Genomic DNA, 21,948 nt, shown 5'->3' on the forward strand with positions numbered 1-21,948 from the left:
GACTGGAACATCAGCCTGTTCCACTACCGCAACCAGGGCGCGGACTACAGCTCGATCCTCGTCGGGCTGCAGGTGCCGCAGGCCGATCGCGCCGAATTCGAACGCTTCCTCGCGGCGCTCGGCTATCCGTATGTCGAAGAGAGCGCCAACCCGGCTTACCGCCTCTTCCTGTCGTAAAGTAAAGGCGATACACGATGAATCCCGAACATTCCCCGCTCGGCAAGGCCACCGTCTACGCGACGCAGTACGACGCGTCGCTGCTGTTCCCGATTCCACGCGCCGGCGCGCGCGAGCAGCTCGGCATCACGTCGGCGCTGCCGTTCTTCGGCACCGACATCTGGAACGCGTACGAGCTGTCGTGGCTCAACGCGCGCGGCAAGCCGCAGGTCGCGATCGCGACGTTCTACGTGCCGGCCGAATCGCCGAACATCGTCGAATCGAAATCGTTCAAGCTGTATCTCGGCTCGTTCGCGCAATCGAAGTTCGACTCGGTCGACGCGGTGCGCGACGTGCTCAAGCGCGACGTGTCGGCCGCGTGCGGCGCGAGCGTGTCGGTTCAACTGGTGTCGCCGCACGATTTCGCCAAGCTCGAGATGGACGAGCTCGACGGGCTGTCGCTCGATCGCCTCGACCTCGACGCCGACGTGTACGAACCCGATCCGTCGCTGCTGTCGGCGGCCGACGGCGAGAACGAAGCGCCGGTCGAGGAGACGCTCGTGTCCGACCTGCTGCGCTCGAACTGCCCGGTCACCGGCCAGCCCGACTGGGGTAGCGTGCAGATCCACTACGTCGGGCCGCAGATCGATCATGCGGGCCTGCTGCGCTACATCATCTCGTTCCGCAATCACACGGGTTTTCACGAGCAGTGCGTCGAGCGGATCTTTCTGGACATCCTGCATCGCTGCAAGCCTGTGAAGCTCGCGGTGTATGCGCGCTACACGCGCCGCGGCGGGCTCGACATCAACCCGTTCCGCACGAACTACAACCAGCCGATGCCGGATAACGCGCGGACGGCGCGGCAGTAACAGCAGCGGGTGGCGGCCGCGCTTCGCAGTTGGCGACACGCGGCCGCCACCCGAGACCACACAGCCCGACCGGATTCAACCGGCCGGGCTGTTTTTTATTGCTCGGGGAAACGCGGGCGGCCGGCGGTCACCCGCTCACCGGCCGCTCCGGCAGGATCTCCACCAGGCGCAACAGGTAACCGTCGGGATCCTGCACCAGCATCTCGATCTGGCCATGCTCGATCTCGTCCTGCCGATACCAGGATGTGCACGGCTCGACGAACAGCATCACGTCCGCGGCCCAGATCCTGTCGAGGATGGGGGCGAGCGCATCGACCTCGACCTGAAGATTGATCCCGCGCCCGAACGGCGGCTCCAGCGGGCCGGTCAGCCAGCCCTCCGGGCTGTACTGCTCGAGCATCAACTGGGCCCGCCCGAATTCAAGATAGACGAACCCGTCTTCCGGACGCTCGAAGCGAATCCGGAATCCCAGCACGTCACGATAAAAGCGAACGCTTCCGGCAAGATCCGAGCAGATCAGCTCCGGCACCAGTGCGGCCCATTCCATGAAGTTCCCTGCGTAAGATCATGCGGCACATTACATGAACAGGCAGGTGGCGTTGCGACGGTTACCACCTCGGGCACGCCACCCAGCGGCCGACCGGTGCCCAGTACGTGACAAAACGGGCCCGGCGCACGTGGATGCGCCGGGCCCGTTGCGTAGCGGCTCGCCCTCGCCGCGTTACTTCACCGGCGGCTTGTAAGCGATGCAATCGACCTCGACCTTGCAGTCGATGACCATGCTCGACTGCACGCACGCGCGGGCCGGCGGGTTCTCGCCGAAGTACGACACGAACACCTTGTTGAACGACGCGAAATCGCGTGCGTCGTCGAGCCACACGCCGCATCGCACGACGTGTTCGAGACCGTAGCCGGCTTCCTTCAGGATCGCGATCACGTTCTCGATCGCCTGCTTCGACTGCGTGACGATCCCGCCTTCGACGACCTCGCCGTTCGCCATCGGCGTCTGGCCCGACACGTACAGCCAGCCGTCGGCCTCGACCGCACGTGCAAACGGCATCACCTGGCCGCCAGTCCCCTTCGCTTCGCCTACGCCATATCGCTTCATCGTTTCACTCCTCACATTTCGGTTACGGATGCGCGTGCCGACTGCGGCGCGCGCGGAAGATCGGAACGCGCGCGTTCAGAACGCCGCGTCGGCACTGGCCGGCACACGCTCGCCGCGCGCAACGAAACCGCCGGCGCGCTCGCCGGTCGGCTGGCCGTTTTCGTAAGTCAGCACGCCGTTCACCCACACGGCGTCGATCCCGTGCGCGGGCTGTTGCGGCTTCTCGAACGTCGCGGCATCGATCACCCGCGCCGGATCGAACAGCACGAGATCCGCGTGGTAGCCGACATGCACTTCGCCGCGCTTCGCGATCCCGTAGCGGCGCGCGGACAGCGACGTCATCTTGCGGATCGCCTCCTCGAGCGGCAGCAGGTTGGTGTCGCGCACGTAATGCCCGAGCACGCGCGGGAACGCGCCCCACAGCCGCGGATGCGGCAGCGGATCGTTCGGCAGGCCGTCGGAGCCGACCATCGTCGCCGGATGCGACAGGATCCGGCGCACGTCGTCCTCGGACATGTTGTGGTACACCGCGCCCGCCGGCCGGATGCGCTGCGCGGCCTCCTGCTCGGTCACGCCCCAGTCGGCCGCGATCGTCTTCAGCAGCTTGCCCGCGACTTCCGGATGCGGCTCCGACCACGTGATCGTGATGTCGATGTCGCCCGTCACCTGCTTCAGGTCGAGCGTCGACGAGCTGCGGCTGTACGGATAGCAGTCGCAGCCGACCGGCTGGTAGCGGCGCGCGCCTTCGAGCGACGCGAGCACCTCGGTGCTGCGCCCCCAGTTCGACGGACCCGCGCACTTCAGGTGCGAGATCACGACCGGCACCTGCGCGTGGCGGCCGACGCGATAGGCCTCGTCCATCGCGTCGAGGATCGCGTCGAACTCGGTGCGCATGTGCGTCGTATACAGCGCGCCGGCTTTGGCGAGCGGCTCGGCGAGCGCCATCACCTCCTCGGTCGGCGCCGCGAACGCGGAGCCGTACGCGAGGCCCGACGACAGACCGAGCGCGCCGTTCGCGAGCGCCTCCTCGAGCTGCGCGCGCATGCCGGCGATCTCGCCGTCGGTCGCCGCGCGGTCGAGCCGGTCCATCTGGTTGTTGCGCAGCGCCGTATGGCCGACGAGCGCCGCGACGTTCACGGCCGGGCGCGCATCGTTGACGGCCGCGACGTAAGCGGCGAAGGTCGGGTACCGGAACGCGCCGCGCTCGCCGAGCAGGTTCATCGGGTCGGGCGGGTCGCCCGCGAGCGTCACCGGCGACGCGCTGATCCCGCAGTTGCCGACGATCACGGTCGTCACGCCCTGCGAGATCTTCGGGATCATCTCCGGCGCACGGATCACGTGCGTGTCGTCGTGGGTGTGCACGTCGACGAAACCCGGCGCGAGCGCACGGCCATTCGCGTCGACGACGTTCTCGGCGAGCCAGTTCGACAGGTTGCCGATCGCCGCGATCAGGCCGTTGCGGATCGCGACGTCGCGCGTGACGGGCGGTGCGCCGGTGCCGTCGTACAACTGCGCGCCGACGATCAACGTATCGGCCGCTTCGGGATGCGAATGCATGGTCAGTCTCCTACCGGTTGACGGTCTCCGCCGCCGCGGTGCGCATCGAGCGCGTGTTTGATGCGGCGCAGCGATTCCCGGCCCGCATCGCCGAGCCGCAACGCGACGCCGGTGACGAGCACGTCGATCGCCATCATCATCGCGTAGCGCGATGTCGAAGGCTTGTAGATGAAATCGGTTTCGAACGCGACGACGGGAATCAGATGGTCGGCGAGCGTCGCGAGCGGCGACGCCGGCGCGGTGATCGCGATCAGCTTCGCGCCGTAGCGCTTCGCGAGCCGGCAGTTCTCCAGCAGCTCGGGCACGCGCCCGCTCACCGACAACGCGACGACGACGGTGTCGCCCGACAGCGTCGCCGCCACCATCCGCTGCAGCAAGCTGTCCTGGTAGCTCGCGACCGGCCGGCCGAACCGCACGAGCCGGAAGCGCAGCTCGTCGGCAAGCGCGGTCGAGCCGCCGCCCTGCCCGTACACGTAGGTCATCTTCGCGCCGGCGAGCAGGTCGGCCGCCGCGTCGAACGACGTGTTGCGCAACAGCTGGTGGTTGTGCGCAAGCGCCACGCGGATCTCGTCGTAGACCATCGACGCGGGGCTCGTGTCGTCGGCCGGCGCGTCGTCGGACGGCACCAGAAAGCGCTGGCCGACAGCCGCCGCCTGTGCGACGAGCACCTTCAGTTCGCGCACGTCGCGGCAGCCGACGGCCTTCGCGAAACGCGTGACCGTCGCGACGCTGACCTCCGCGTCGCGCGCAAGCGCGCCGATGCTCGCATGCGCGGCGCGCGCCAGATCGGCGAGGATGAACGCGGCGACCTTGCGCTCGGCCTCGCGCAGCTCGGGCGCGCATTCGGCGATCCGCGCGACGATGTCGAGGACCGGCGGGGCGGCCTGAGCCGGATGAGGCTCGGCGGCGGACGGACTGGGCGGGGAAGCGGGCGTATTCATCTGCGGAAAAGGGTGCGAAGCGCGATGTTATTAAATAACATCACCGCGCCGATGCTACTTTCTGTACCATCTGCATGTCAACTTCAGTGCAATGCATAGTGATGATGGAGCGGGATGACATGAAAGTTACAAACTATCAGGAAGCGACGATCGATCCGTTCGGCAAGGGCCTGGGCAATCTGCCGAGCGCGAGCGTGCCGCTCGGCGACGCGGGCCGGCTCGAATGGAACCTGCTCGCGGAAGACGTCAGCCTGCCGGCCGCCGTGCTTTACGCGGATCGCGTCGAGCACAACCTGAACTGGATGCAGGCGTTCGTGCAGCAATACGGCGTCAAGTTCGCACCGCACGGCAAGACGACGATGGCGCCGCAACTGTTCCGCCGCCAGCTCGACGCCGGCGCGTGGGGCATCACGCTCGCGACCGCGCACCAGACGCAGGCCGCGTATCACGGCGGCGTGCGGCGCGTGCTGCTCGCGAACCAGCTGGTCGGCCGCCAGAACATGACGATCGTCGCGGGGCTGCTGTCCGATCCCGATTTCGAATTCTTCTGTCTCGTCGATTCCGCGGACAGCGTCGACCAGCTCGGTCGCTTCTTCGGCGACGCGAAGCGATCGCTGAACGTGCTGATCGAACTCGGCGTGCCGGGCGGCCGCGCGGGCGTGCGCGATGCCGCGCAGCGCGAGGCCGTGCTGGCCGCGATCGCGCGCTATCCGGACACGCTGAAGCTCGCCGGCATCGAACTCTATGAGGGCGTGCTGAAAGAGGAAGGCGAAATCCGCGCGTTCCTGCAGCAGGCCGTCGCGCTCACGCGCGAGCTGGCCGAAGCCGGCCGCTTCGCGCGCACGCCGGCGATCCTGTCCGGCGCCGGTTCGGCGTGGTACGACGTGGTCGCGGAAGAATTCAAGAAGGCGTCCGACGCGGGCTTCGCGGAAGTCGTGCTGCGCCCGGGCTGCTACCTGACGCACGATGTCGGCATCTACAAGAAGGCGCAGACCGACGTGTTCGCGCGCAACCCGATCGCCCGCTCGATGGGCGAAGGGCTGCTGCCGGCGCTGCAGCTGTGGGCGTACGTGCAGTCGGTGCCGGAGGCCGATCGCGCGATCGTCGCGCTCGGCAAGCGCGATGCGGCGTTCGACGCGGGCCTGCCCGAGCCGGCGCGCCACTTCCGCCCGGGCCGCGACACCGCGCCGCGCGACGTCGCCGCCGCCGAAGGCTGGGCCGTCACCGGGATGATGGACCAGCACGCGTACCTGCAGATCCCGCCGGGCGCGGACGTGAAGGTCGGCGACATGGTCGCGTTCGACATCTCGCACCCGTGCCTGACGTTCGACAAATGGCGCCAGGTGCTCGTGCTCGATCCGCAGTTCCGCGTAACGGAAGTCGTCGAAACTTTCTTCTGACGCATGCCGCGCGCGATGCCGCCCTGCCGCTCGCGCGGGGCGGGGCGTCACGCGCGCTTCAATCTGCCGGAGTACACTGCGCTTTCGTCCTCGGGGCTCGTGTCGGCCGTCATGCGCGGCGCGACCGGGCCTTCAACGCTGCTTCACTGGAGAAAGCCATGGCCGCGAAGAAGATCCTGTTCCTGACCGGCGATTTCGCCGAAGACTACGAAACGATGGTGCCGTTCCAGGCGCTGCAGGCCGTCGGCCACCACGTCGACGCGGTCTGCCCGGGCAAGCGCGCGGGCGACAAGATCAAGACGGCGATCCACGATTTCGAGGGCGACCAGACCTACACCGAGAAGCCCGGCCACCAGTTCACGCTGAATGCGGCATTCGACGACGTCGATGCGGCGCGCTACGACGCGCTCGCGATCGCGGGCGGCCGTGCGCCCGAATACCTGCGACTCGATCCGAAGGTGATCTCGCTCGTGCGCGAGTTCGCCGAAGCCGGCAAGCCGATCGCGGCGATCTGCCACGCGGCGCAACTGCTCGCGGCCGCCGACGTGATCCGCGGCAAGCGCATTTCGGCGTACCCGGCCTGCGCGCCCGAAGTGAAGCTCGCCGGTGGCGAATACGCGGACATCCCGGTCGACGCGGCCGTGACCGACGCGCCGTTCGTCACCGCGCCCGCGTGGCCCGCGCATCCGGCCTGGCTCGCGCAGTTCCTCGCGCTGCTCGGCACGCGCATCGAGCTGTAAATGCGTCCTGGATCGGAATGAAATGAAGCGGCGGCCGGCGGCGGTGCCGTGCCGCCCGGCCCCGCATGTCAGCGCGCGACCGGCGTCGACCCGACGTCCGCGATCCGCGATTCCAGCATCGCGAGCGCACCCGACAGTGCATTCAGCACGTCGTCCGGCAACTGCGCCATCGTCTGTTCGAGAAAAGCCTTGCGGCGCGGCAGGCACGCGTCGAACGCCGCGCGGCCTGCGTCCGTCAGCGTGACGTTGGTCACGCGGTTGTCGCGCGCGTCCGATTCGCGCTCGATCCAGCCGAGCGCGTCGAGCGACTTCAACTGGCGCGTGAGCGCGCCCGGATCGATGCGCAGCACTTCGACGAGCTTCTTCTGCGACGCATGCCCGTCCATCGTGTGGAGCGCGACCAGGATGCGCCAGCGCGGCATCGGCTGCCCGACGTGCGCCTCGAACGCGGTCATGAATGCGCGATACGTGCGTCCGAATTGCTGCAAGATCGCGACGCGGTCCTGTTCTTCCATGCGCTGATTTCGTTCCGGTGAATCGTTGAGTCCTGAACCGCTCGATCGCCTGACCGGTCAGTCGGCCGCGACGTGCGGTTCGATCTTGTGCCGCAGCGCGATCGGCGGCACGCGACGGCACTGCCACACCGACACCACGGCGACCACGGCCGCCATCGCGACGCCCAGGTGAATCGCGCCGACGAGCGATTCGCGGGCCGCCTCCAGCAGCAGCGCGCCATTATGCCCGGCACGCGTCAACTCCGCGACGAGACCGGCCTGCGCCGCGCGATCGATCAGGATCTGCGGATCGGCGAGCCGCGCGTGCCACTGCAGCGCCTGGTCGGCCGACAGCGCGTTGCGCACGCCGCTCGCATACATCTGGTTGACGAGCGTGCCCGTGAGCGCGGTGCCGATCATCCCGCCGACCATCCGCAGCGACTGCAGCAGCGCGGTCGCGATGCCGAGGTGCTCGCGGCCGGCCGTCTGCTGCGCGAACACGGTGAGATTCGGCAGCACGAAGCCGAGCCCGATGCCGCCCGCGACCATCAGCGTCATCAGCATCCAGGCCGGCGTCGTGTGGGTCGCCACGACGATGCCCGCGCACGCGAGCGCGAACAGCACGAAGCCGACGTGCAGCATCGCGTTCGGATTGCGAATGCGCGTGACGACGCGGCCGTTCATGATGCTGCCGATCGTGATGAACACGACGAGCGGCGTGATCACGAGCCCGGCCTCCTTCGGCGACATCCCGAAGCCGCCCTGGAACAGCAGCGGCGCGTAGAACAGCAGCGAGAACATCGAGAAGCCGGCGAGGATCGCGAGCACGAAGAGCGCGGACAGCGCGCGGTTGCCGAACATGTCGAACGGCAGAATCGGCTGCGCGCAGCGCTTCTCCCAGTGCCACAGGCCGACGCCCGCCGCGACCGCGACGACGAGCAGCAGCGACGCCCAGCTCGCGACGCCGTACTTCGGCAGCCATTCGACGAACAGTTGCAGCGCGCCGAGCGACAGCGCGATCAGCAGCGCGCCCGGCCAGTCGAGCCGCATCTTGCGGTCGTGCTCGACATGCCGCAGGTGCGGCAGATAGCGCCACACGAAGATCAGCGACAGGATGCCGATCGGCAGGTTCACGTAGAACACCGAGCGCCAGCCGAACGACTGGGTCAGGAACCCGCCGAGCGACGGCCCGACCGCGTTCGCGATGCCGAACGCGGAGCTCATCAGCACCTGCCAGCGCAGCCGCACGACGGAATCCGGGAACAGATCGGGAATGCACGCGAACGCGGTGCCGACCAGCATCCCGCCGCCGATCCCCTGCAGCCCGCGCGCGAGCACGAGGGTCAGCATGTCGTTGGCCATCCCGCACAGCACCGACGCGCCGGTGAACACGACGATCGACGCGATCACGAACGGCTTGCGGCCGTAATAGTCGCCGAGCCGGCCGAAGATCGGCACCGTGATCACGGAACTGAGCAGGTACGAGGTCGCGACCCATGCGTACAGGTCGAAGCCGCGGAGTTCGGCGACGATGGTCGGCAGCGCGGTGCCGACGACCGTCTGGTCCAGCGCGACCAGCATGGTGACGAACGAGATCCCGATCATCGCGAGCAGCGATTCGCGGAACGGCAGGACTTGCCCGCTCGAATGGTGGGCGGCAGTATGGACGGCCATTTTTTGTCGATGCAACGTTTGCCGAGTCAAATGATCTCAAAATTCTAGCATGCCGGAGTAATCTAGGCTGGCGACGGGTTCAGGGCCCGTGCACGCCAAGGAGAAAGATGGAACCGATTTCAATCACCCCCGCGACGACACTGTCGCCCGAGGATCGGGACGCGCTGCGGCGCGCGAAGCAGGTGCTCGAAAGCCCGTCGCTGACGATGAAGCTGACGGGCGTGCTCGGCGCGCCGGTCGAGAAAATGATCGCTCGCCTGCCGGACTTCGCGACCGGCAAGATCAACGATGCGACGCAGCTCGCGCTGCGCAAGTGCCTGAACATCGCGCTGCGCACGCTCGGCAAGCCGCCGGCGCCGGACGCCGAACCGGAGAAGCCGAGCAACCTGCTGCACAAGCTCGCGGTCGCGACGACCGGCGCGGCGGGCGGCGCGTTCGGTTTTCTTGCGCTGCCGGTCGAGCTGCCGGTGACGACCACGCTGATCTTCCGCTCGGTGTGCGACATCGCGCGCAGCGAGGGCGAGGACCTGACGTCGGTCGATACGCAGTTGCAGTGCCTGGCCGTGCTCGGCATGGGCGGCAACCCGGACAAGCGGGAAGAGGACGCCGATCTCGGCTATTTCGTGCTGCGCGGCGCGCTCGCGCAGGCGATCTCGAAGGCGTCGTCGGACATCACGGCCAAGGGCATCGCCGCGCACAGCTCGGCGGCCGTGTTCAAGCTCGTGCAGACGGTGGCCTCACGCTTCTCGGTGCAGGTGACCGAGCAGATGGCCGCGAAGTCGATCCCGGCGATCGGCGCCGTGCTCGGCGCGACCGTCAACACGCTGTTCATCGATCACTTCCAGCAGATGGCGCACGGTCACTTCACCGTGCGCCGGCTCGAACGCAAGTACGGCTCGGTGGCCGTCAAGGCGGCGTATCAGGCGATCGACGCCTCGCCCGCGCGCTGAACCGCACGCTCGACCGCGACGCGGCGCAGGAACGCGGCCGCGCGGTCGAGCGCGTCGCGCGCTTCCGGCACCATCGGCGCGTACAGCTGCCACACGTGCGGCATGTCGGGCCACACCTCGAGCTCCACCTGAACACCGGCCGCCTTCGCCTTGTCCGCGACGCGGCGCGAATCGTCGAGCAATACCTCGGTGCCGCCGACCTGGATGTGCAGCGGCGGCAGGCCCGTGAAATCCGCGTAGAACGGCGATGCGTACGGATGCGTCGCCGGCGTGTCGCCGAGATACAGCTTCGCCGCCTTCGGCAACGCCGCGGCCGCGAACATCGGGTCGAGGCCGTCGTTGCTGCGCATCGTGCCGCCGGTGCCGGCCAGGTCCGTCCACGGCGAGAACAGGATCGCGCCGGCCGGCAGCGGCTCGCCGCGATCGCGCAGCGCGACGAGCGTCGCGAGCGCGAGGCCGCCGCCCGCGGAATCGCCGCCGAACACGATCGACTCGGGCGGCGTGCCGAGCGCCAGCAGTTGCCGATAGGCGGCGAGCGCATCGTCGAGCGCGGCCGGAAAGCGGCTTTCGGGCGCGAGCCGGTAGTCGAGCGAGAACGCGCGGACGCCCGCGCGCTTCGTCAGCCCGAACACCAGCGGCCGGTGCGTCCTCGTCGAGCAGAAGTAGTATCCGCCGCCGTGGAAATACAGCAGCGTGCGGCCGGGCGCGCGCCCCGCGCCCGCGTCGGTACGTTCGAGCCATTCGCCGCGCAGCGGCGCGTCGCCGGCGCCGTAGCACTGCCGCAGCCGGTAGCCCGACGGCGGACGGCGCGGCACGATCATCCGCAGGTCGGTAAAGCGCCGGGCCCGCGCGGGGTCGAGCACCTCGCGCGTGGTTTCGGGACGAAACTGCCAGCGCAGCAGCCAGCAGGCGAACTTGCTTTGCCAACTCATCGGACGCACTCCGTCATCGCAGTGTGACGATGGTACGTGCGAACGCTCGCGCGTCGCTCGACAGGTGCCTCTACATCAAACGCCGGCGCTCAGTTCGCCGGCATCACCTGGCCGCGGATCTCGCCGGACGGGTGTTCCTTCGTATGGATGTTGAAGTACCACTTGCCGCCCATCAGCTCGGTGACCTGCTCGTCGGTGAGCGCCTTCGAACCCTTGATCGGGCTCGCCAGCTCGTCCTTCGGAATCGGCACCTGCACGCCGGCGTTCTGGCCGACCGGCGCGGGCCCGTGGAAATGCGCGGCGGTGGCCGGCCCCGTGAGGTGTTCGTAAGTGACCGTCCACTGCAGCGTGCGGGTGGCCGTGTCGTAGGTCGCAGTAACGGCGCCCGAGCCCTTGGTCGCCGTCGGCGGCACTTCGCTCGACGGCTGCAGATTGGCGGACAGGCGCACCGTTTCCGCAGCGGCGCTGCCGGCGGCCAACACGCCCGCGAACAATGCGACCTGGAGCAAACGCAGCTTCAGCATGGATTCTCCTTGCACGACGTGGTACGCCGCCCAGGGCGGCGGCGTCACACAGGATGGTAGTCGATTGCCGGCCGGTCCGGCAGACTGCCGAAACCTGGAAGAGACCTTTGCAACACCGCCCCTGAATCCGTGCGAGGCCTTTCGCTACACTTCGTTTCACAGTTGCTTGTTTCCTTCGTCCGAAGGAGTCTGCGAGTATTCACGCGGCCACCCGGCCGCGTTTTTTTTGCGTGTCTCGAACGGCAGGCGGCATGCCGCACGTGCATTTCGCCTTTCCGCCCTGCCCGTTGCCAAGCAGGACGAAGCGTTTTTATCCGCTCGAGTCGCGATCGACGCGCGTGCCGGCGGCGGCCGGGACCCAACCGCATCCCGTGCCTGCTGTCCCGATACGTGGAATACGTTATTGCGCGAACCCCGGTCGACACGTGTTTTCCCGCGCAGGAAAATGATCGCGTGTTGTCGTGACTGGAAAGTGAACCGTGCCGGCCCGTCCCCCGATGCCCTGCCCGACCCACCCCGTCCGTGTCCGCCCGCTGCTGGCGGGTCTTTGCTCCGTCGCCGCCCTCTACGGCGCGCCCGCCGACGCGCAGGAGTTCTCGCTGTTCGCCGGCCCGCTGTGGGGCGGCGGCCAACGCACGTATTCGTGGGCGTTCGATTACCAGGAAGGCTTGAGCGCGCATACCGCGCTCGGCTTCACGTGGTACAACGAAGGGCACATGCCGAATCACCATCGCGATGGCCAGGCCGTGCAGTTCTGGGGCCGCGTGCCGCTCGAGAACCGCCGCCTGGTGCTGTCGGCCGGCGCGGGCCCGTATCGCTACTTCGACACGGTGCCGGCCGCCGAAGGCCGCGGTTACTCGAATACGCACGGCTGGGGCGTGCTGATGAGCGTGCGGGCCGCGTATTACACGTCGCACCGCTGGATCGCGCAGCTTCAGGTCAACCGCGCGCAAGTGTTCAGCGGGCCCGACACGACGTCGGTGATGTTCGGCGTCGGCTACCAGCTCGATGCGCCCGACACGCCGGGCCCGCGCGACACCGCGCTGCCGCGCACGCGCCGGGTCACGCACAACGAAGTCACCGCGATGCTCGGCGAGACGATTCTCAACAGCCGCTCGTCGCCATCGACGCTCGGCGGCAGCGTCGAATACCGGCGCGGCCTCACGCGTTCGATCGACTGGACCGCGACGTGGATGTACGAAGGGGCGAAGCAGGCGGTCCGCCGCAACGGGATCGCCTCCGAGCTGTGGCTCACGCGCGCGTTCCTGGACGACAAGGTCACGCTGTCGGCCGGTGCCGGTGCGTATTTCACCGTGAACCAGCGCAACCGCGAAGGCCAGCCGGGCCCGGGCGACGGCCGGGTCTCCGGCATCGTGTCGATCTCGGCCAGCTACCGGATCTCCGAGCGCTGGCTCACGCGCATCACGTGGAACCGCGTGGTCACGCGCTACGATCGCGACACCGACGTGATCCAGGCGGGCCTCGGCTACCGGTTCTGACCGGACGCACTGATCGGGCGCACCGCCCGCGTCACGCGCGATAGCCCGGATCGATCCGGTCGACGATGCGCTGCAGCGCGTCGAACGCATCCTGTCCCGCGCCATGCTTCGGATCGAAGTTCAGCGAATCGCGCACGCACCCTTCGAGCACGGACGGCGCGATCGGCAGCGCAGCGCCGATCGCATGCGTCGCGACCTGCACCTCGCACGCGCGGTTGAGCAGCCACATCAGCGAGAACGTCTGCGCGAGCGTCGCGCCGATCGTCACGGGCCCGTGGTTGCGCAGCAGCAGCACGGGCCGCCCGCCCGCGCTCTCGACGATGCGCCGGCCTTCCTCGAGATGCACGGTGATGCCTTCGAAGTCGTGATACGCGACTTTCCCGTACAACTGCGCCGAATAGAAATTCGAGAACGACAGCCCGTCGCGCGAACAGCATACGGCCATCGTCGGCGTCGTGTGCACGTGCATCACGCAGTGCGCGTCGGGCAGCGCCGCATGGATCGCGCTGTGGAACGTGAAGCCGGCCGGATTGATCGGCCAGTCGGAATGGCCGATCACGTTGCCGTCGATGTCGATCTTCACGAGGTTCGACGCGCATACCTCGCGGTAATGGAGCCCGAACGGGTTGATCAGGAAATGTCCGTCCTCGCCCGGCACGCGCAGCGAGATATGGTTGTAGATCAGCTCGGTCCAGCCGAGGGTGTCGAAGATGCGGTACGCGGCCGCGAGCTGCACGCGCGCCTGCCATTCGGCTTCGGAGAAGCGCGCGGGACGCGTGAACGGCTGGTTCGGTACACGTTGCATGGGGAACTCCGGTTGCGGGGGCGCGGCCCCGGGGCGAGTGACGGTGCGCATCGTCCATCGTCTGCCGGCGCCGCCTGCGATGCTTGTCGCACCTCCGCGGCGGCGAGTCGTTCGCGCGCCGTTCCGGCCCGCGTTGTGCGAGCGGCCCGCCTGCGCCCTTCACGATACGCATATCGTTGCGCACACAACCATATCACCTTTCCCCGCGCACCGGTATCGCGGGTTTTGCCGGAGCCGATCCTGCCCTTACAACTGGTCGTCGACCGGCAGCAGCATGAAGATGCCGGTCATCACGTTGCGCATCAGCCCCGCATGCGGGTCGACGTGATAGGTGGCGGGCTGGCCGCCGTCGGTACCCGTCCATTCGAGCGCGGGCGGGCTGCCGTCGGCCCGCTTCGCGAGCGTGACGCGGTAGCTTTCGTCCGGCTGCGTCACGCGCGCGAAGATCGCCGCGGCCTGCTGCGCGAGCACCGGGCTGTGGATCACGAGCGCGAGCTCGGTATTCAGGTGCGCGGAACGCGGGTCGAGATTCAGCGACCCGATCACGAGGATTTGCCGGTCGATCACGTACGCCTTCGCATGCAGGCTCGCGCGCGAGCGCGAACCGAACAGCCGCGCGGGCTGCTGGTCCGGCTGCGACTTGAATTCGTACAGCTCGACGCCGCGCTGCAGCAACGGCACGCGGTACGGCGCATAGCCGGCCTGCACCGCGACCGCGTCGGTGGCTGCGAGCGAATTCGTCAGGATCGCGACGCGTACGCCGCGCGCGGTCGTGTCGCCGAGGATCTTCACGCCGGCGTCGTGCGGCACGAAGTACGGCGAAAACGCGAGGAATTCCTTCTGCGCGCCGCGCGTCAGCTCGGCCAGGCGCCGCATCGGCGGGCTCACGTACGTGTCGGTCGGCCGCGCGACCTTGTCCGGCGCATCGACCTTGAATTCGGCCGGCGCCCACACGAGTTCGAGTTCGTCGCGCGCGATCTGCCGGGCGAGCGGCGTCGCGTTCAGCGGCTTCGCGTTGTACGGATCGGCGTTCTTGCGCCAGTGCTCGCGCAGTTCGTCGCGCATCGCGTCGAGATCCTTCGGATCGAACGTCTGATGATTGAGCACGCGCAGCGGATAGCTGCTCGCGCTCGCCCAGTAATCGTCGAAGCTCTTCGAGATGTCGTTCGTCACGGGGCCGGCCGCCAGCACGTCGAGATCGCGGAACTGCAGCGTCGGGCTCGCGCTGAAGTATTCGTCGCCGAGATTGCGGCCGCCGACGATCGCGAGCTGGTTGTCCGCGATCATCGCCTTGTTGTGCATCCGGCGCGTGAAGCTGTCGATCCGCGTGAAGAAGTTGGCCGTACGCTCCATCATGCCGCGCTGCGCTGCGCCGAACGGGTTGAACACGCGGATCTCGATGTTCGCGTGCGTGTTGAGCGCGGCCATCACGCGGTCGATATCGCGGAAGTTGAGGTCGTCGACCAGCATCCGCACGCGTACGCCGCGATCGGCCGCGTACAGCGCCGCGGCGAGCAGCAGCTTGCCGGTCGTGTCCTCGGTCGCGATGTAGTACTGCATGTCGAGCGTCTTCGTCGCCGCTCGCGCGAGCGCGATGCGCATCTGCAACGCGGTGGCGCCGTCGGCCAGCAGCCGGAAGCCCGACTGCCCCGGATGCGCGGCTTCCGGCGCGGCCAGCGCATCGCGCAGCGGTGTCGCGGTATCGGGCGGCAACGCGTGGGAGACGGGACGATCGAGCGAGGTGGCGGGCGGATGCGTTGCGCACGCGGCGAGTGGCAGCAGCACGCAGACGACGAGCGCGCGGGCCTGGCGGCATGCGGCGCGCCACGCAGGCGCGGCCGGCGCGCGCCGGATCTGGGACGTGAGCACGGAAGCTTCCTCGACAGTCGGATCAATGGGCACGTCATCGCCGCGGCGCGCGGCTGACAGGCGGTTGCGGTCGATTCTAGTGGGCGCCCGACGAACCGGTCAATTGGGCGGGCCGCGCATGCCGCGCCGGTGCCCCCACCCATCTCACGGTGTGCGCGAGCGCGATCGCGTCGTGCAGCGTCGCGGCTTCGACGGCCGCATCGTCGTTCGCGTGCGCGGTTTCGAGCGCGCACGCGGCGGCAGGCACGCCGAAAAAAACAAAACCCCACGCCCGAACGAGCGTGGGGTTTTCATGTCGCTTGCCGATCGCCGGCGCTGACGGCCGGCGATTCGTCGCGCGATCAGCTGCCCTTCGCGATGCGATCCTCGATGTGCTGCGCACGGCTCGCCGAAGAGGGGTGCGAGCTCATCATCGAGCTCTGGCCGCCGTCGAGCTTCGCGAGCTTCTGGAAGCCGGTGACGAGGCCCTTCTGGCTCATCCCCTTCTGCTTCATCAGGTCGAACGAGTAGTCGTCGGCCGCGCTTTCCTGCGACTGCGAGAACTGCGCGTTGATGAACTTCTCGGTGATGTCGCCGAGTTGCGAGCTCGTCAGCGCCGCCACGCCCGGCGAAGCCGCGCCGGCCGCGGTACGGGCCGCGCTCACCGCATAGGCCGTCTGCATCGCCTTCTTCGAGTGGCCGAGTGCGACGTGGCCCATTTCATGGCCGATCACGCCGCGCAACTCGTCGTCGTTCATCATGTCCATCAGGCCGCTGTACACGCGCACGCAGCCGTTGCCCATCGCCCACGCGTTGACGTCCTTGGTCATGTAGACCTTGTAGTTGATCTTCTGGCCGTTCAGCGTCATGTCGCCGAAGCCCTTCATCACCTTCGTCAGGCGCTTCGCGTAGGCGCTGTTCGCCGGCGCGATCTTCGATTCGGCGTCGCTCGACTTGCACGATTCGTTCGACAGCGCGGCGATGTCGCTGTCCGACAGCGTCGCCGCCTTGTACAGGTTGGTCCCCGCCGAAGCCAGGCTGTTCGCGTCGAGGCTCTGTACCCCGCCGCACGCGCTCAACAGGAACGCCACGCCACACGCCGCCACCGCTTTCTTCAGTTGCATCCCGGAATCCCTCGATAGTTGTATTTGGGAGCGGCGATTTTGCATAATCCGGCAGAAAATTACCAGATGTTTACATCGGATGACACATTCATTACTCAGCGGATTGACGTGAACGCGATGATCCGGCACCGCATTGACGACGAAAAGCGCGTCAATCGCCCGCCGGCGGGCGTCAAACACGAACGCAGCCATCCGGAACCGTCGCGGACGATGCAGCGGATCGCGTGCCGCTGTCCGGCCGCGCCGTGGCGAGGCTTGACGCATCGGCTGCCGGCGCGTTTCATATCGGCGCCCGCCGACGCACGCATCCTCGATGCACAGGCTTACCTCCAGGAACCCGGTCGTGAACGTTCGTCAGTTCATCGGCGCCGCGCTCGTTCTGACGCTGCTCGGCCCGCTCGCCCACGCGGACATGTCGGAAATGAAGCAGGACATCAAGCGCGATTCGAAGAATGCCGCGCACGAGACCGGCGACGCGGCACGCCGCTTCGGCCACGCGAGCGCGAGCGCCGCGAAGGCGGTCGGGCACGGTGTCGCCCATGCATCGCGCGAAGGCTGGGAAGCCACCCGGCGCACGACGCAGCGGATCTTCCACAAGCACGACTCGGCCAAGTCGACCGGGAAGCGCGAAAGGAACGACTGATCGTGCGCCCCGCGCGCGTTGCCGACGGCATGCGCGCGGCGTGATCGCTCATCGATCGTTCACCGGTCGCGGCGTGGCCCTCAACGCGCACCGCGCATGCGGCGCAGCGACCTTGCCGGCCGACGCGCGAAGCACCTGCCGTACGCGACGAGCCAGCAGTCGCGATGATCGAAATTCCGCAGCAGCCGCGCGCGGCGCCGTTCGAGCAGGTAGAGCGAGATCGCCATCGTCAGCGCGACGGCCAGTGCCGAGCCGCCGATCACGAGTCCCATCCAGGTGTCGCCCATGCGTTCTCCGGAATGCGAGGCCGAAGCGGCGCGCCTGCCGCCGCTCCGGCACGGGATGGTGCGGAACGCGGCCCGCACGGGCGAACGCCGTGCGAGCCGCCGCGCGTCAGTGCATGTGCTGACCGCCGTTGATCGCGATGTTGGAGCCCGTCACGAAGCCGGCCTCCTCCGAGCACAGGTAGGCCACCAGCGCCGCGACTTCCTCGGGCTTGCCGAGCCGGCCCGCCGGAATCTGCGGGAGAATCTTCGTGTCGAGGATGTCCTGCGGGATCGCGGTGACCATCTTCGTCGCGAGATAGCCCGGCGACACGGTGTTCACCGTCACGCCCTTGCGCGCGACCTCGAGCGCGAGCGATTTCGTGAAGCCGTGCATGCCGGCTTTCGCGGCCGCGTAGTTGGTCTGGCCGACCGACCCCTTCGAGCCGTTCACCGACGAGATGTTGACGATGCGGCCCCAGCCGCGCTCGACCATGCCGTCGCAGACCGGCTTCGTCATGTTGAACACGGAATCGAGGTTCGTGCGGATCACCGCGTCCCAGTTGACCTTGTCGAGCTTGCGCAGCGTCATGTCGCGCGTGATGCCCGCATTGTTCACGAGAATGTCGACCGGGCCGACGTCCCGCACGATCTTCTCGATGCATTGCCGGCACGAGTCGTAATCGGCCACGTCCACCGGGTACGCATCGAACGTGCGGCCGGCCGCATGCATCTCGGTCAGCCAGCGGTCCGCGCCGGCATTGTTCGGCGAATACGTGACGACCACCCGGTGACCCGCGTCGTTCAACCTGATGCTGACCGCTTCGCCGAGGCCGCCCATCCCACCTGTCACAACTGCAATTCGCTTAGTCATCCTATTAATTACCGACAAAAAAGTAATCGATGAATGGCGGGGCGACGGCATCGGCGCTGCCGCCCCACCGCTTCGATGCGCGGCCGCCCGCGTCGCGGGCGCGGCACGCACCGGTACCTCGCGCTTGTCGTTGACTGCCTGTGTGGCGCGAGAACCGCCTGGCTCGCCCGCGGCGCCGGCCCGCGCCGCAAGCGAACCGTATCGTCAGCCGCGGCTCAGACGCGCTCGACCGCGAGCGCGACGCCCATCCCGCCGCCGATGCACAGCGATGCCAGCCCGCGCTTCGCATCGCGCTTGACCATCTCGTGCAGCAGCGTCACCAGGATCCGGCAGCCCGACGCACCGATCGGGTGGCCGATCGCGATCGCCCCGCCGTTCACGTTCACCTTCGACGTGTCCCAGCCCATCTGCTTGTGCACCGCCAGCGCCTGCGCCGCGAACGCTTCGTTGATCTCCATCAGGTCCAGGTCGCCCGGCGTCCAGCCCGCACGCTCCAGCGCGCGGCGCGACGCCGGCACCGGACCCATGCCCATCACGCTCGGATCCACGCCCGCGTTCGCGTACGCCTTGATCCGCGCCAGCGGCGTCAGGCCCAGCGCCGCCGCCTTCTGCGCCGACATCACCAGCACCGCCGCCGCGCCGTCGTTCAGCCCCGACGCGTTCGCCGCCGTCACCGAGCCGTCCTTCGCGAACGCCGGCTTCAGCCCCGCGAGCGATTCCGCCGTCACGCCGTGGCGCACGAACTCGTCGGTCGCGAACTGCAGCGGCTCGCCCTTGCGCTGCGGAATCGACACCGGCACGATCTCGTCGTCGAAACGGCCCGCCTTCTGCGCGGCTTCCGCCTTGTTCTGCGACAGCGCCGCGAACGCGTCCTGCGCTTCGCGCGTGATCCCGTATTCCTTCGCGACGTTCTCCGCGGTGATGCCCATGTGGTACTGGTTGTACACGTCCCACAGCCCGTCGACGATCATCGTGTCGACCAGCTTCGCGTCGCCCATCCGGAAGCCGTCGCGCGAGCCCGGCAGCACGTGCGGCGCCGCGCTCATGTTCTCCTGGCCGCCGGCGATCACGATCTCCGCGTCGCCCGCGACGATCGCGTTCGCCGCCAGCATCACGGCCTTCAGGCCCGAGCCGCACACCTTGTTGATCGTCATGCCCGGCACGGCGTTCGGCAGCCCCGCCTTGATCAGCGACTGCCGCGCCGGGTTCTGCCCGGAGCCGGCCGTCAGCACCTGGCCCATGATCACTTCGCTGACCTGCTCGGGCTTCACGCCCGCTCGCTCCAGCACTGCGCGGATCACCGTCGCGCCCAGTTCGGGCGCCGCAATCTTCGCCAGCGAGCCGCCGAATTTGCCGACCGCGGTGCGCGCGGCCGATACGATCACTACATCCGTCATGTTCAATTCCTGCATCGAAATCAGTTCATCGTTCTGACGCCGGCATGGCTGCACGTGCGACGGCGCGTGCCGGGCCCCCCGGCGCGATCGCGATCGCATGCTGCCGTCCCGGCGGTCAGCACCGGTTCGCACGGGCGGCATGGCACGCCGCTGCACGGGCAACCGTGCACGGTCGTCTCGCGGCGAACCGGACGCTGGCCGACCCCGCGTGGCACACGCGGGCGCCGACGCCGTCCGGCGCCGATCAACAATCGTGTCGCGCCTGCGCGCGACACGCACTCATGCGGTTACGCGGCCGATTCGCGCGCGGCCGCTGCGTCCTTGCGGGCGGCGGCTGCCGTCTGCTTGGCACCGCGCGCGGTCGTCTCGCTGACCGCATCGAAGCCGCTCTGCGCCGCTTCGATCGCCCGCCCCGTCGCCGCCCGCACGGAGTCGGCTGCGGCAGTCGCCGCGGAGAGCGCCGAATTCAGCGCGGCCACCACCGGCGCCGAGCCGGCCGGCGCGTGCTTCGACAGTTCGCCGAGCACGTCCTTCAGGCGCTTGTCGTTCTGTTCGTACTGCGCCTGCGCAACCTTCGCCCATTCGGACTGCGTCGACACAGCGATGTCGAACAGATGGCGGCCGTACGACACGGCCTTGCCGGCCGCTTCCTGCGGCACCACGACCTGCTGCGCGAAACCTGCGGCCGGGTTGTTGCTGTTGAACGCGTTCTTCAGCTTGTCCTCGTATTCCTCGAGCGCCGTCCGGGCCGCTTGCAGGTTGAGTTCGACGACGGCCTCGAAACCGTGGATCGCCGGACGGGCGATCGCGAACCAGGCGGCGATACCGGATTGATAATCGGCGGCGAGTTTTTCGGGGGCAAATACGGACATCGGGCACGCTCCTGTTGGCAATGCGAGAGAGGACGTAAAGAAAAAATGGAAGCCGATCGACAGCCGCTTCCTTATTGACAACCCGTCACCTGATCGAGCACGGGCAGTTGAGGGAAGTCATTCTAGATCGATTAATTGTCAATTAAGTGGCATTAATGATAGGTATAAACCCTTATTACCCTTTTCCTCGGCCGCCGAAGCCCGCGGCACGGCCGTTTCGCGGACTGCGAATGCCAAGCGGCTCCGACCCGCAATGCTTTTTTACCTTTTTACAGCATAGCGCATCGTGACATCTCGCAATATTTACCCACCCATTATTCTGTTTATTAGAAAACGGCAATCATTGAAAACGGAGCGACCGCCCATGTAATCGTTTTTTCTGGATTTATTATGAAATCGTTTTCCGGATTATAAATGACGAATTCAATGATCGGATGAATGGCGGCCCGCGATAAAGACAAGGCCGCACGAAGCGGCCTCGATCGATGCGCTCGGGTAACGGGTCAGCCGGCCAGTTCGCGGTGCAGCGCGCGGAATTCCTGCGCGAGCTTGTGCGTCGGCTCGAGATGGATCACCGGCATCGCCTGCTGATGCGATTCGCGGATCTTCACCGACGCGGACAACCGCGACGCGAGCACCGGCAGCCCTTCGTCGACGAGCTCGTCGACCAGCCGTTGCGGCAGGCTCGCGCGCGGCTGGAACTGGTTGATGACGATCCCTTCCACCTCGAGCGCCGCGTTGTGGTCCTGCTGGATTTCCTTCACGTTCTCGAGCAGCGTGTACAGCGCGCGGCGCGAGAAATCGTCGCAGTCGAACGGGATCAGGCAGCGCTCGACCGCGATCAGCGCCGAACGCGTATAGAAATTCAGCGCGGGCGGCGTGTCGATGTACACGGCGTCGTACATGTCGAGCTCGTTCAGCGCGTCACGCAGCTTGTAGATCTTGTAGCGCGACTCGAGCTTGCCGTGCAGCATGTCGAGATCCGGATGCGCGGGCATCACGTCGAGCCCGTCGAACGGCGTCGCGTGGATGAATGACGCGACGTCCACCGGACGAAAGTTGAAGGTCAGCGCGGTTTCGAAGAAACCGGCAGCACCCGGTTGCGCATCGGGCGCGGCGTCGCCGAGCAGGTAGCGCGTCGAGTTCGCCTGCGCATCGAGATCGACGACGAGCGTGCGCAATCCCTCGCTCGCGCTGATCGCCGCCAGGTTGCAGACGATCGTCGACTTGCCCACGCCGCCCTTCTGGTTGAATACGACCCGCCGCATGGTATCCCCT

At 67.6% G+C, this 21,948-nt stretch carries 23 protein-coding genes and 1 pseudogene; 7 read left to right on the forward strand and 17 right to left on the reverse strand.

Going from position 1 to position 21,948, the window contains the following annotated elements; all coding sequences use genetic code 11:
* A pseudogene (locus tag HWX62_RS15020) lies at positions 1–177 on the forward strand (threonine ammonia-lyase, biosynthetic); the annotation flags it as partial.
* A 17-nt stretch (positions 178–194) separates the two neighbouring features.
* On the forward strand, positions 195–1,025 hold the full coding sequence (gene queF / locus HWX62_RS15025) for an NADPH-dependent 7-cyano-7-deazaguanine reductase QueF (RefSeq protein WP_175927808.1): 831 nt from the start codon (positions 195–197) through the stop codon (positions 1,023–1,025).
* Positions 1,026–1,152: 127 nt separating this feature from the next.
* Here queF and HWX62_RS15030 read toward each other — a convergent pair whose 3' ends face one another.
* The 4 genes from HWX62_RS15030 to HWX62_RS15045 form a co-directional block, all read right to left on the reverse strand.
* Positions 1,153–1,572 carry a VOC family protein gene (locus HWX62_RS15030; RefSeq protein WP_175927809.1) on the reverse strand — a complete coding sequence of 140 codons (420 nt, stop codon included), beginning with the start codon at positions 1,570–1,572 and terminating at the stop codon, positions 1,153–1,155.
* Positions 1,573–1,746: 174 nt separating this feature from the next.
* Entirely contained in the window at positions 1,747–2,133 is a 387-nt protein-coding gene (locus HWX62_RS15035) for a RidA family protein (protein WP_175927810.1), read from the reverse strand.
* A gap of 75 nt (positions 2,134–2,208) precedes the next feature.
* Complete coding sequence (locus tag HWX62_RS15040; RefSeq protein ID WP_175927811.1) at positions 2,209–3,690, reverse strand: D-aminoacylase; 1,482 nt, start codon at positions 3,688–3,690, stop codon at positions 2,209–2,211.
* 2 nt (positions 3,691–3,692) lie between these two features.
* On the reverse strand, positions 3,693–4,631 hold the full coding sequence (locus HWX62_RS15045; protein WP_175927812.1) for a MurR/RpiR family transcriptional regulator: 939 nt from the start codon (positions 4,629–4,631) through the stop codon (positions 3,693–3,695).
* Positions 4,632–4,750: 119 nt separating this feature from the next.
* Between HWX62_RS15045 and HWX62_RS15050 the strand changes: the two genes are divergently transcribed.
* Together HWX62_RS15050 and HWX62_RS15055 are read left to right on the forward strand one after the other, a co-directional pair.
* Complete coding sequence (locus HWX62_RS15050) at positions 4,751–6,031, forward strand: amino acid deaminase (RefSeq protein ID WP_175927813.1); 1,281 nt, start codon at positions 4,751–4,753, stop codon at positions 6,029–6,031.
* 158 nt (positions 6,032–6,189) lie between these two features.
* Positions 6,190–6,771 carry a DJ-1/PfpI family protein gene (locus HWX62_RS15055; protein WP_006487930.1) on the forward strand — a complete coding sequence of 194 codons (582 nt, stop codon included), beginning with the start codon at positions 6,190–6,192 and terminating at the stop codon, positions 6,769–6,771.
* A gap of 68 nt (positions 6,772–6,839) precedes the next feature.
* On the opposite strand, the gene HWX62_RS15060 is transcribed toward HWX62_RS15055, so the two are convergent.
* Both HWX62_RS15060 and HWX62_RS15065 read right to left on the reverse strand, forming a co-directional pair.
* Positions 6,840–7,286 (reverse strand): MarR family transcriptional regulator, encoded by a 447-nt coding sequence (locus tag HWX62_RS15060; RefSeq protein WP_175927814.1) that lies wholly within the window; start codon positions 7,284–7,286, stop codon positions 6,840–6,842.
* Between the two features lie 57 nt (positions 7,287–7,343).
* Positions 7,344–8,939, reverse strand: a complete 1,596-nt coding sequence (locus HWX62_RS15065; RefSeq protein ID WP_175927815.1) for an MDR family MFS transporter — start codon at positions 8,937–8,939, stop codon at positions 7,344–7,346.
* 107 nt (positions 8,940–9,046) lie between these two features.
* Here HWX62_RS15065 and HWX62_RS15070 point away from each other — a divergent pair, with 107 nt between their 5' ends.
* The gene (locus tag HWX62_RS15070) at positions 9,047–9,889 is read left to right on the forward strand and encodes an EcsC family protein (RefSeq protein ID WP_175927816.1); all 843 of its coding nucleotides are present in this window, start codon (positions 9,047–9,049) and stop codon (positions 9,887–9,889) included.
* Here HWX62_RS15070 and HWX62_RS15075 read toward each other — a convergent pair.
* Together HWX62_RS15075 and HWX62_RS15080 are read right to left on the reverse strand one after the other, a co-directional pair.
* Positions 9,859–10,821: an alpha/beta hydrolase gene (locus tag HWX62_RS15075; protein WP_175927817.1), complete on the reverse strand. Its 963-nt coding sequence runs from the start codon at positions 10,819–10,821 to the stop codon at positions 9,859–9,861. The two genes, HWX62_RS15070 and HWX62_RS15075, sit on opposite strands and share 31 nt — an antisense overlap.
* Positions 10,822–10,910: 89 nt before the next feature.
* Positions 10,911–11,345 (reverse strand): CHRD domain-containing protein, encoded by a 435-nt coding sequence (locus tag HWX62_RS15080; RefSeq protein ID WP_175927818.1) that lies wholly within the window; start codon positions 11,343–11,345, stop codon positions 10,911–10,913.
* 497 nt (positions 11,346–11,842) lie between these two features.
* Here HWX62_RS15080 and HWX62_RS15085 point away from each other — a divergent pair, with 497 nt between their 5' ends.
* Positions 11,843–12,844, forward strand: coding sequence for a hypothetical protein (locus HWX62_RS15085; protein ID WP_175928165.1), 1,002 nt, complete (start codon positions 11,843–11,845; stop codon positions 12,842–12,844).
* Between the two features lie 31 nt (positions 12,845–12,875).
* On the opposite strand, the gene HWX62_RS15090 is transcribed toward HWX62_RS15085, so the two are convergent.
* The 4 genes from HWX62_RS15090 to HWX62_RS15105 all read right to left on the reverse strand — a co-directional run bounded on the left by HWX62_RS15090 (position 12,876) and on the right by HWX62_RS15105 (position 16,621).
* Positions 12,876–13,649 carry a class II aldolase/adducin family protein gene (locus HWX62_RS15090; protein WP_175927819.1) on the reverse strand — a complete coding sequence of 258 codons (774 nt, stop codon included), beginning with the start codon at positions 13,647–13,649 and terminating at the stop codon, positions 12,876–12,878.
* Positions 13,650–13,895: 246 nt separating this feature from the next.
* Positions 13,896–15,518, reverse strand: coding sequence for a phospholipase D family protein (locus tag HWX62_RS15095; protein WP_175927820.1), 1,623 nt, complete (start codon positions 15,516–15,518; stop codon positions 13,896–13,898).
* A 76-nt stretch (positions 15,519–15,594) separates the two neighbouring features.
* On the reverse strand, positions 15,595–15,765 hold the full coding sequence (locus tag HWX62_RS15100) for a hypothetical protein (RefSeq protein ID WP_175927555.1): 171 nt from the start codon (positions 15,763–15,765) through the stop codon (positions 15,595–15,597).
* Between the two features lie 94 nt (positions 15,766–15,859).
* The gene (locus HWX62_RS15105; protein ID WP_175927821.1) at positions 15,860–16,621 is read right to left on the reverse strand and encodes a M48 family metalloprotease; all 762 of its coding nucleotides are present in this window, start codon (positions 16,619–16,621) and stop codon (positions 15,860–15,862) included.
* A gap of 313 nt (positions 16,622–16,934) precedes the next feature.
* Between HWX62_RS15105 and HWX62_RS15110 the strand changes: the two genes are divergently transcribed.
* Entirely contained in the window at positions 16,935–17,264 is a 330-nt protein-coding gene (locus tag HWX62_RS15110; RefSeq protein ID WP_175927822.1) for a hypothetical protein, read from the forward strand.
* An 80-nt stretch (positions 17,265–17,344) separates the two neighbouring features.
* Here HWX62_RS15110 and HWX62_RS15115 read toward each other — a convergent pair whose 3' ends face one another.
* From HWX62_RS15115 to HWX62_RS15135, 5 genes are all read right to left on the reverse strand, one after another.
* A complete protein-coding gene (locus HWX62_RS15115; protein WP_175927823.1) occupies positions 17,345–17,551 on the reverse strand; it encodes a hypothetical protein in 207 nt (68 codons plus the stop codon).
* A gap of 106 nt (positions 17,552–17,657) precedes the next feature.
* Positions 17,658–18,401 (reverse strand): acetoacetyl-CoA reductase, encoded by a 744-nt coding sequence (gene phbB / locus HWX62_RS15120; protein ID WP_175927824.1) that lies wholly within the window; start codon positions 18,399–18,401, stop codon positions 17,658–17,660.
* 215 nt (positions 18,402–18,616) lie between these two features.
* Complete coding sequence (locus HWX62_RS15125; protein WP_175927825.1) at positions 18,617–19,798, reverse strand: acetyl-CoA C-acetyltransferase; 1,182 nt, start codon at positions 19,796–19,798, stop codon at positions 18,617–18,619.
* Positions 19,799–20,085: 287 nt separating this feature from the next.
* Complete coding sequence (phaP, locus tag HWX62_RS15130) at positions 20,086–20,670, reverse strand: TIGR01841 family phasin (protein ID WP_175927826.1); 585 nt, start codon at positions 20,668–20,670, stop codon at positions 20,086–20,088.
* Positions 20,671–21,173: 503 nt separating this feature from the next.
* The gene (locus HWX62_RS15135) at positions 21,174–21,938 is read right to left on the reverse strand and encodes a ParA family protein (RefSeq protein WP_175927827.1); all 765 of its coding nucleotides are present in this window, start codon (positions 21,936–21,938) and stop codon (positions 21,174–21,176) included.
* Positions 21,939–21,948: the final 10 nt, after the last annotated feature.

This window comes from Burkholderia sp. BCC0506 (assembly GCF_902833145.1).
GTDB lineage: Bacteria > Pseudomonadota > Gammaproteobacteria > Burkholderiales > Burkholderiaceae > Burkholderia.

Excerpts from the sequence above, each read along its gene's own strand:
- HWX62_RS15065 (WP_175927815.1), bottom strand. The coding sequence starts at position 8,939 with ATGGCCGTCCATACTGCCGCCCACCATTCGAGCGGGCAAGTCCTGCCG.
- HWX62_RS15135 (WP_175927827.1), bottom strand. The coding sequence starts at position 21,938 with ATGCGGCGGGTCGTATTCAACCAGAAGGGCGGCGTGGGCAAGTCGACG.
- HWX62_RS15110 (WP_175927822.1), top strand. The coding sequence starts at position 16,935 with ATGCACAGGCTTACCTCCAGGAACCCGGTCGTGAACGTTCGTCAGTTC.
- HWX62_RS15075 (WP_175927817.1), bottom strand. The coding sequence starts at position 10,821 with ATGAGTTGGCAAAGCAAGTTCGCCTGCTGGCTGCTGCGCTGGCAGTTT.
- HWX62_RS15085 (WP_175928165.1), top strand. The coding sequence starts at position 11,843 with ATGCCCTGCCCGACCCACCCCGTCCGTGTCCGCCCGCTGCTGGCGGGT.
- HWX62_RS15035 (WP_175927810.1), bottom strand. The coding sequence starts at position 2,133 with ATGAAGCGATATGGCGTAGGCGAAGCGAAGGGGACTGGCGGCCAGGTG.
- HWX62_RS15045 (WP_175927812.1), bottom strand. The coding sequence starts at position 4,631 with ATGAATACGCCCGCTTCCCCGCCCAGTCCGTCCGCCGCCGAGCCTCAT.
- HWX62_RS15055 (WP_006487930.1), top strand. The coding sequence starts at position 6,190 with ATGGCCGCGAAGAAGATCCTGTTCCTGACCGGCGATTTCGCCGAAGAC.
- HWX62_RS15030 (WP_175927809.1), bottom strand. The coding sequence starts at position 1,572 with ATGGAATGGGCCGCACTGGTGCCGGAGCTGATCTGCTCGGATCTTGCC.
- HWX62_RS15040 (WP_175927811.1), bottom strand. The coding sequence starts at position 3,690 with ATGCATTCGCATCCCGAAGCGGCCGATACGTTGATCGTCGGCGCGCAG.
- phbB (WP_175927824.1), bottom strand. The coding sequence starts at position 18,401 with ATGACTAAGCGAATTGCAGTTGTGACAGGTGGGATGGGCGGCCTCGGC.
- HWX62_RS15090 (WP_175927819.1), bottom strand. The coding sequence starts at position 13,649 with ATGCAACGTGTACCGAACCAGCCGTTCACGCGTCCCGCGCGCTTCTCC.
- HWX62_RS15125 (WP_175927825.1), bottom strand. The coding sequence starts at position 19,798 with ATGACGGATGTAGTGATCGTATCGGCCGCGCGCACCGCGGTCGGCAAA.
- HWX62_RS15050 (WP_175927813.1), top strand. The coding sequence starts at position 4,751 with ATGAAAGTTACAAACTATCAGGAAGCGACGATCGATCCGTTCGGCAAG.
- queF (WP_175927808.1), top strand. The coding sequence starts at position 195 with ATGAATCCCGAACATTCCCCGCTCGGCAAGGCCACCGTCTACGCGACG.
- phaP (WP_175927826.1), bottom strand. The coding sequence starts at position 20,670 with ATGTCCGTATTTGCCCCCGAAAAACTCGCCGCCGATTATCAATCCGGT.
- HWX62_RS15060 (WP_175927814.1), bottom strand. The coding sequence starts at position 7,286 with ATGGAAGAACAGGACCGCGTCGCGATCTTGCAGCAATTCGGACGCACG.
- HWX62_RS15105 (WP_175927821.1), bottom strand. The coding sequence starts at position 16,621 with ATGCAACTGAAGAAAGCGGTGGCGGCGTGTGGCGTGGCGTTCCTGTTG.
- HWX62_RS15070 (WP_175927816.1), top strand. The coding sequence starts at position 9,047 with ATGGAACCGATTTCAATCACCCCCGCGACGACACTGTCGCCCGAGGAT.
- HWX62_RS15115 (WP_175927823.1), bottom strand. The coding sequence starts at position 17,551 with ATGGGCGACACCTGGATGGGACTCGTGATCGGCGGCTCGGCACTGGCC.
- HWX62_RS15080 (WP_175927818.1), bottom strand. The coding sequence starts at position 11,345 with ATGCTGAAGCTGCGTTTGCTCCAGGTCGCATTGTTCGCGGGCGTGTTG.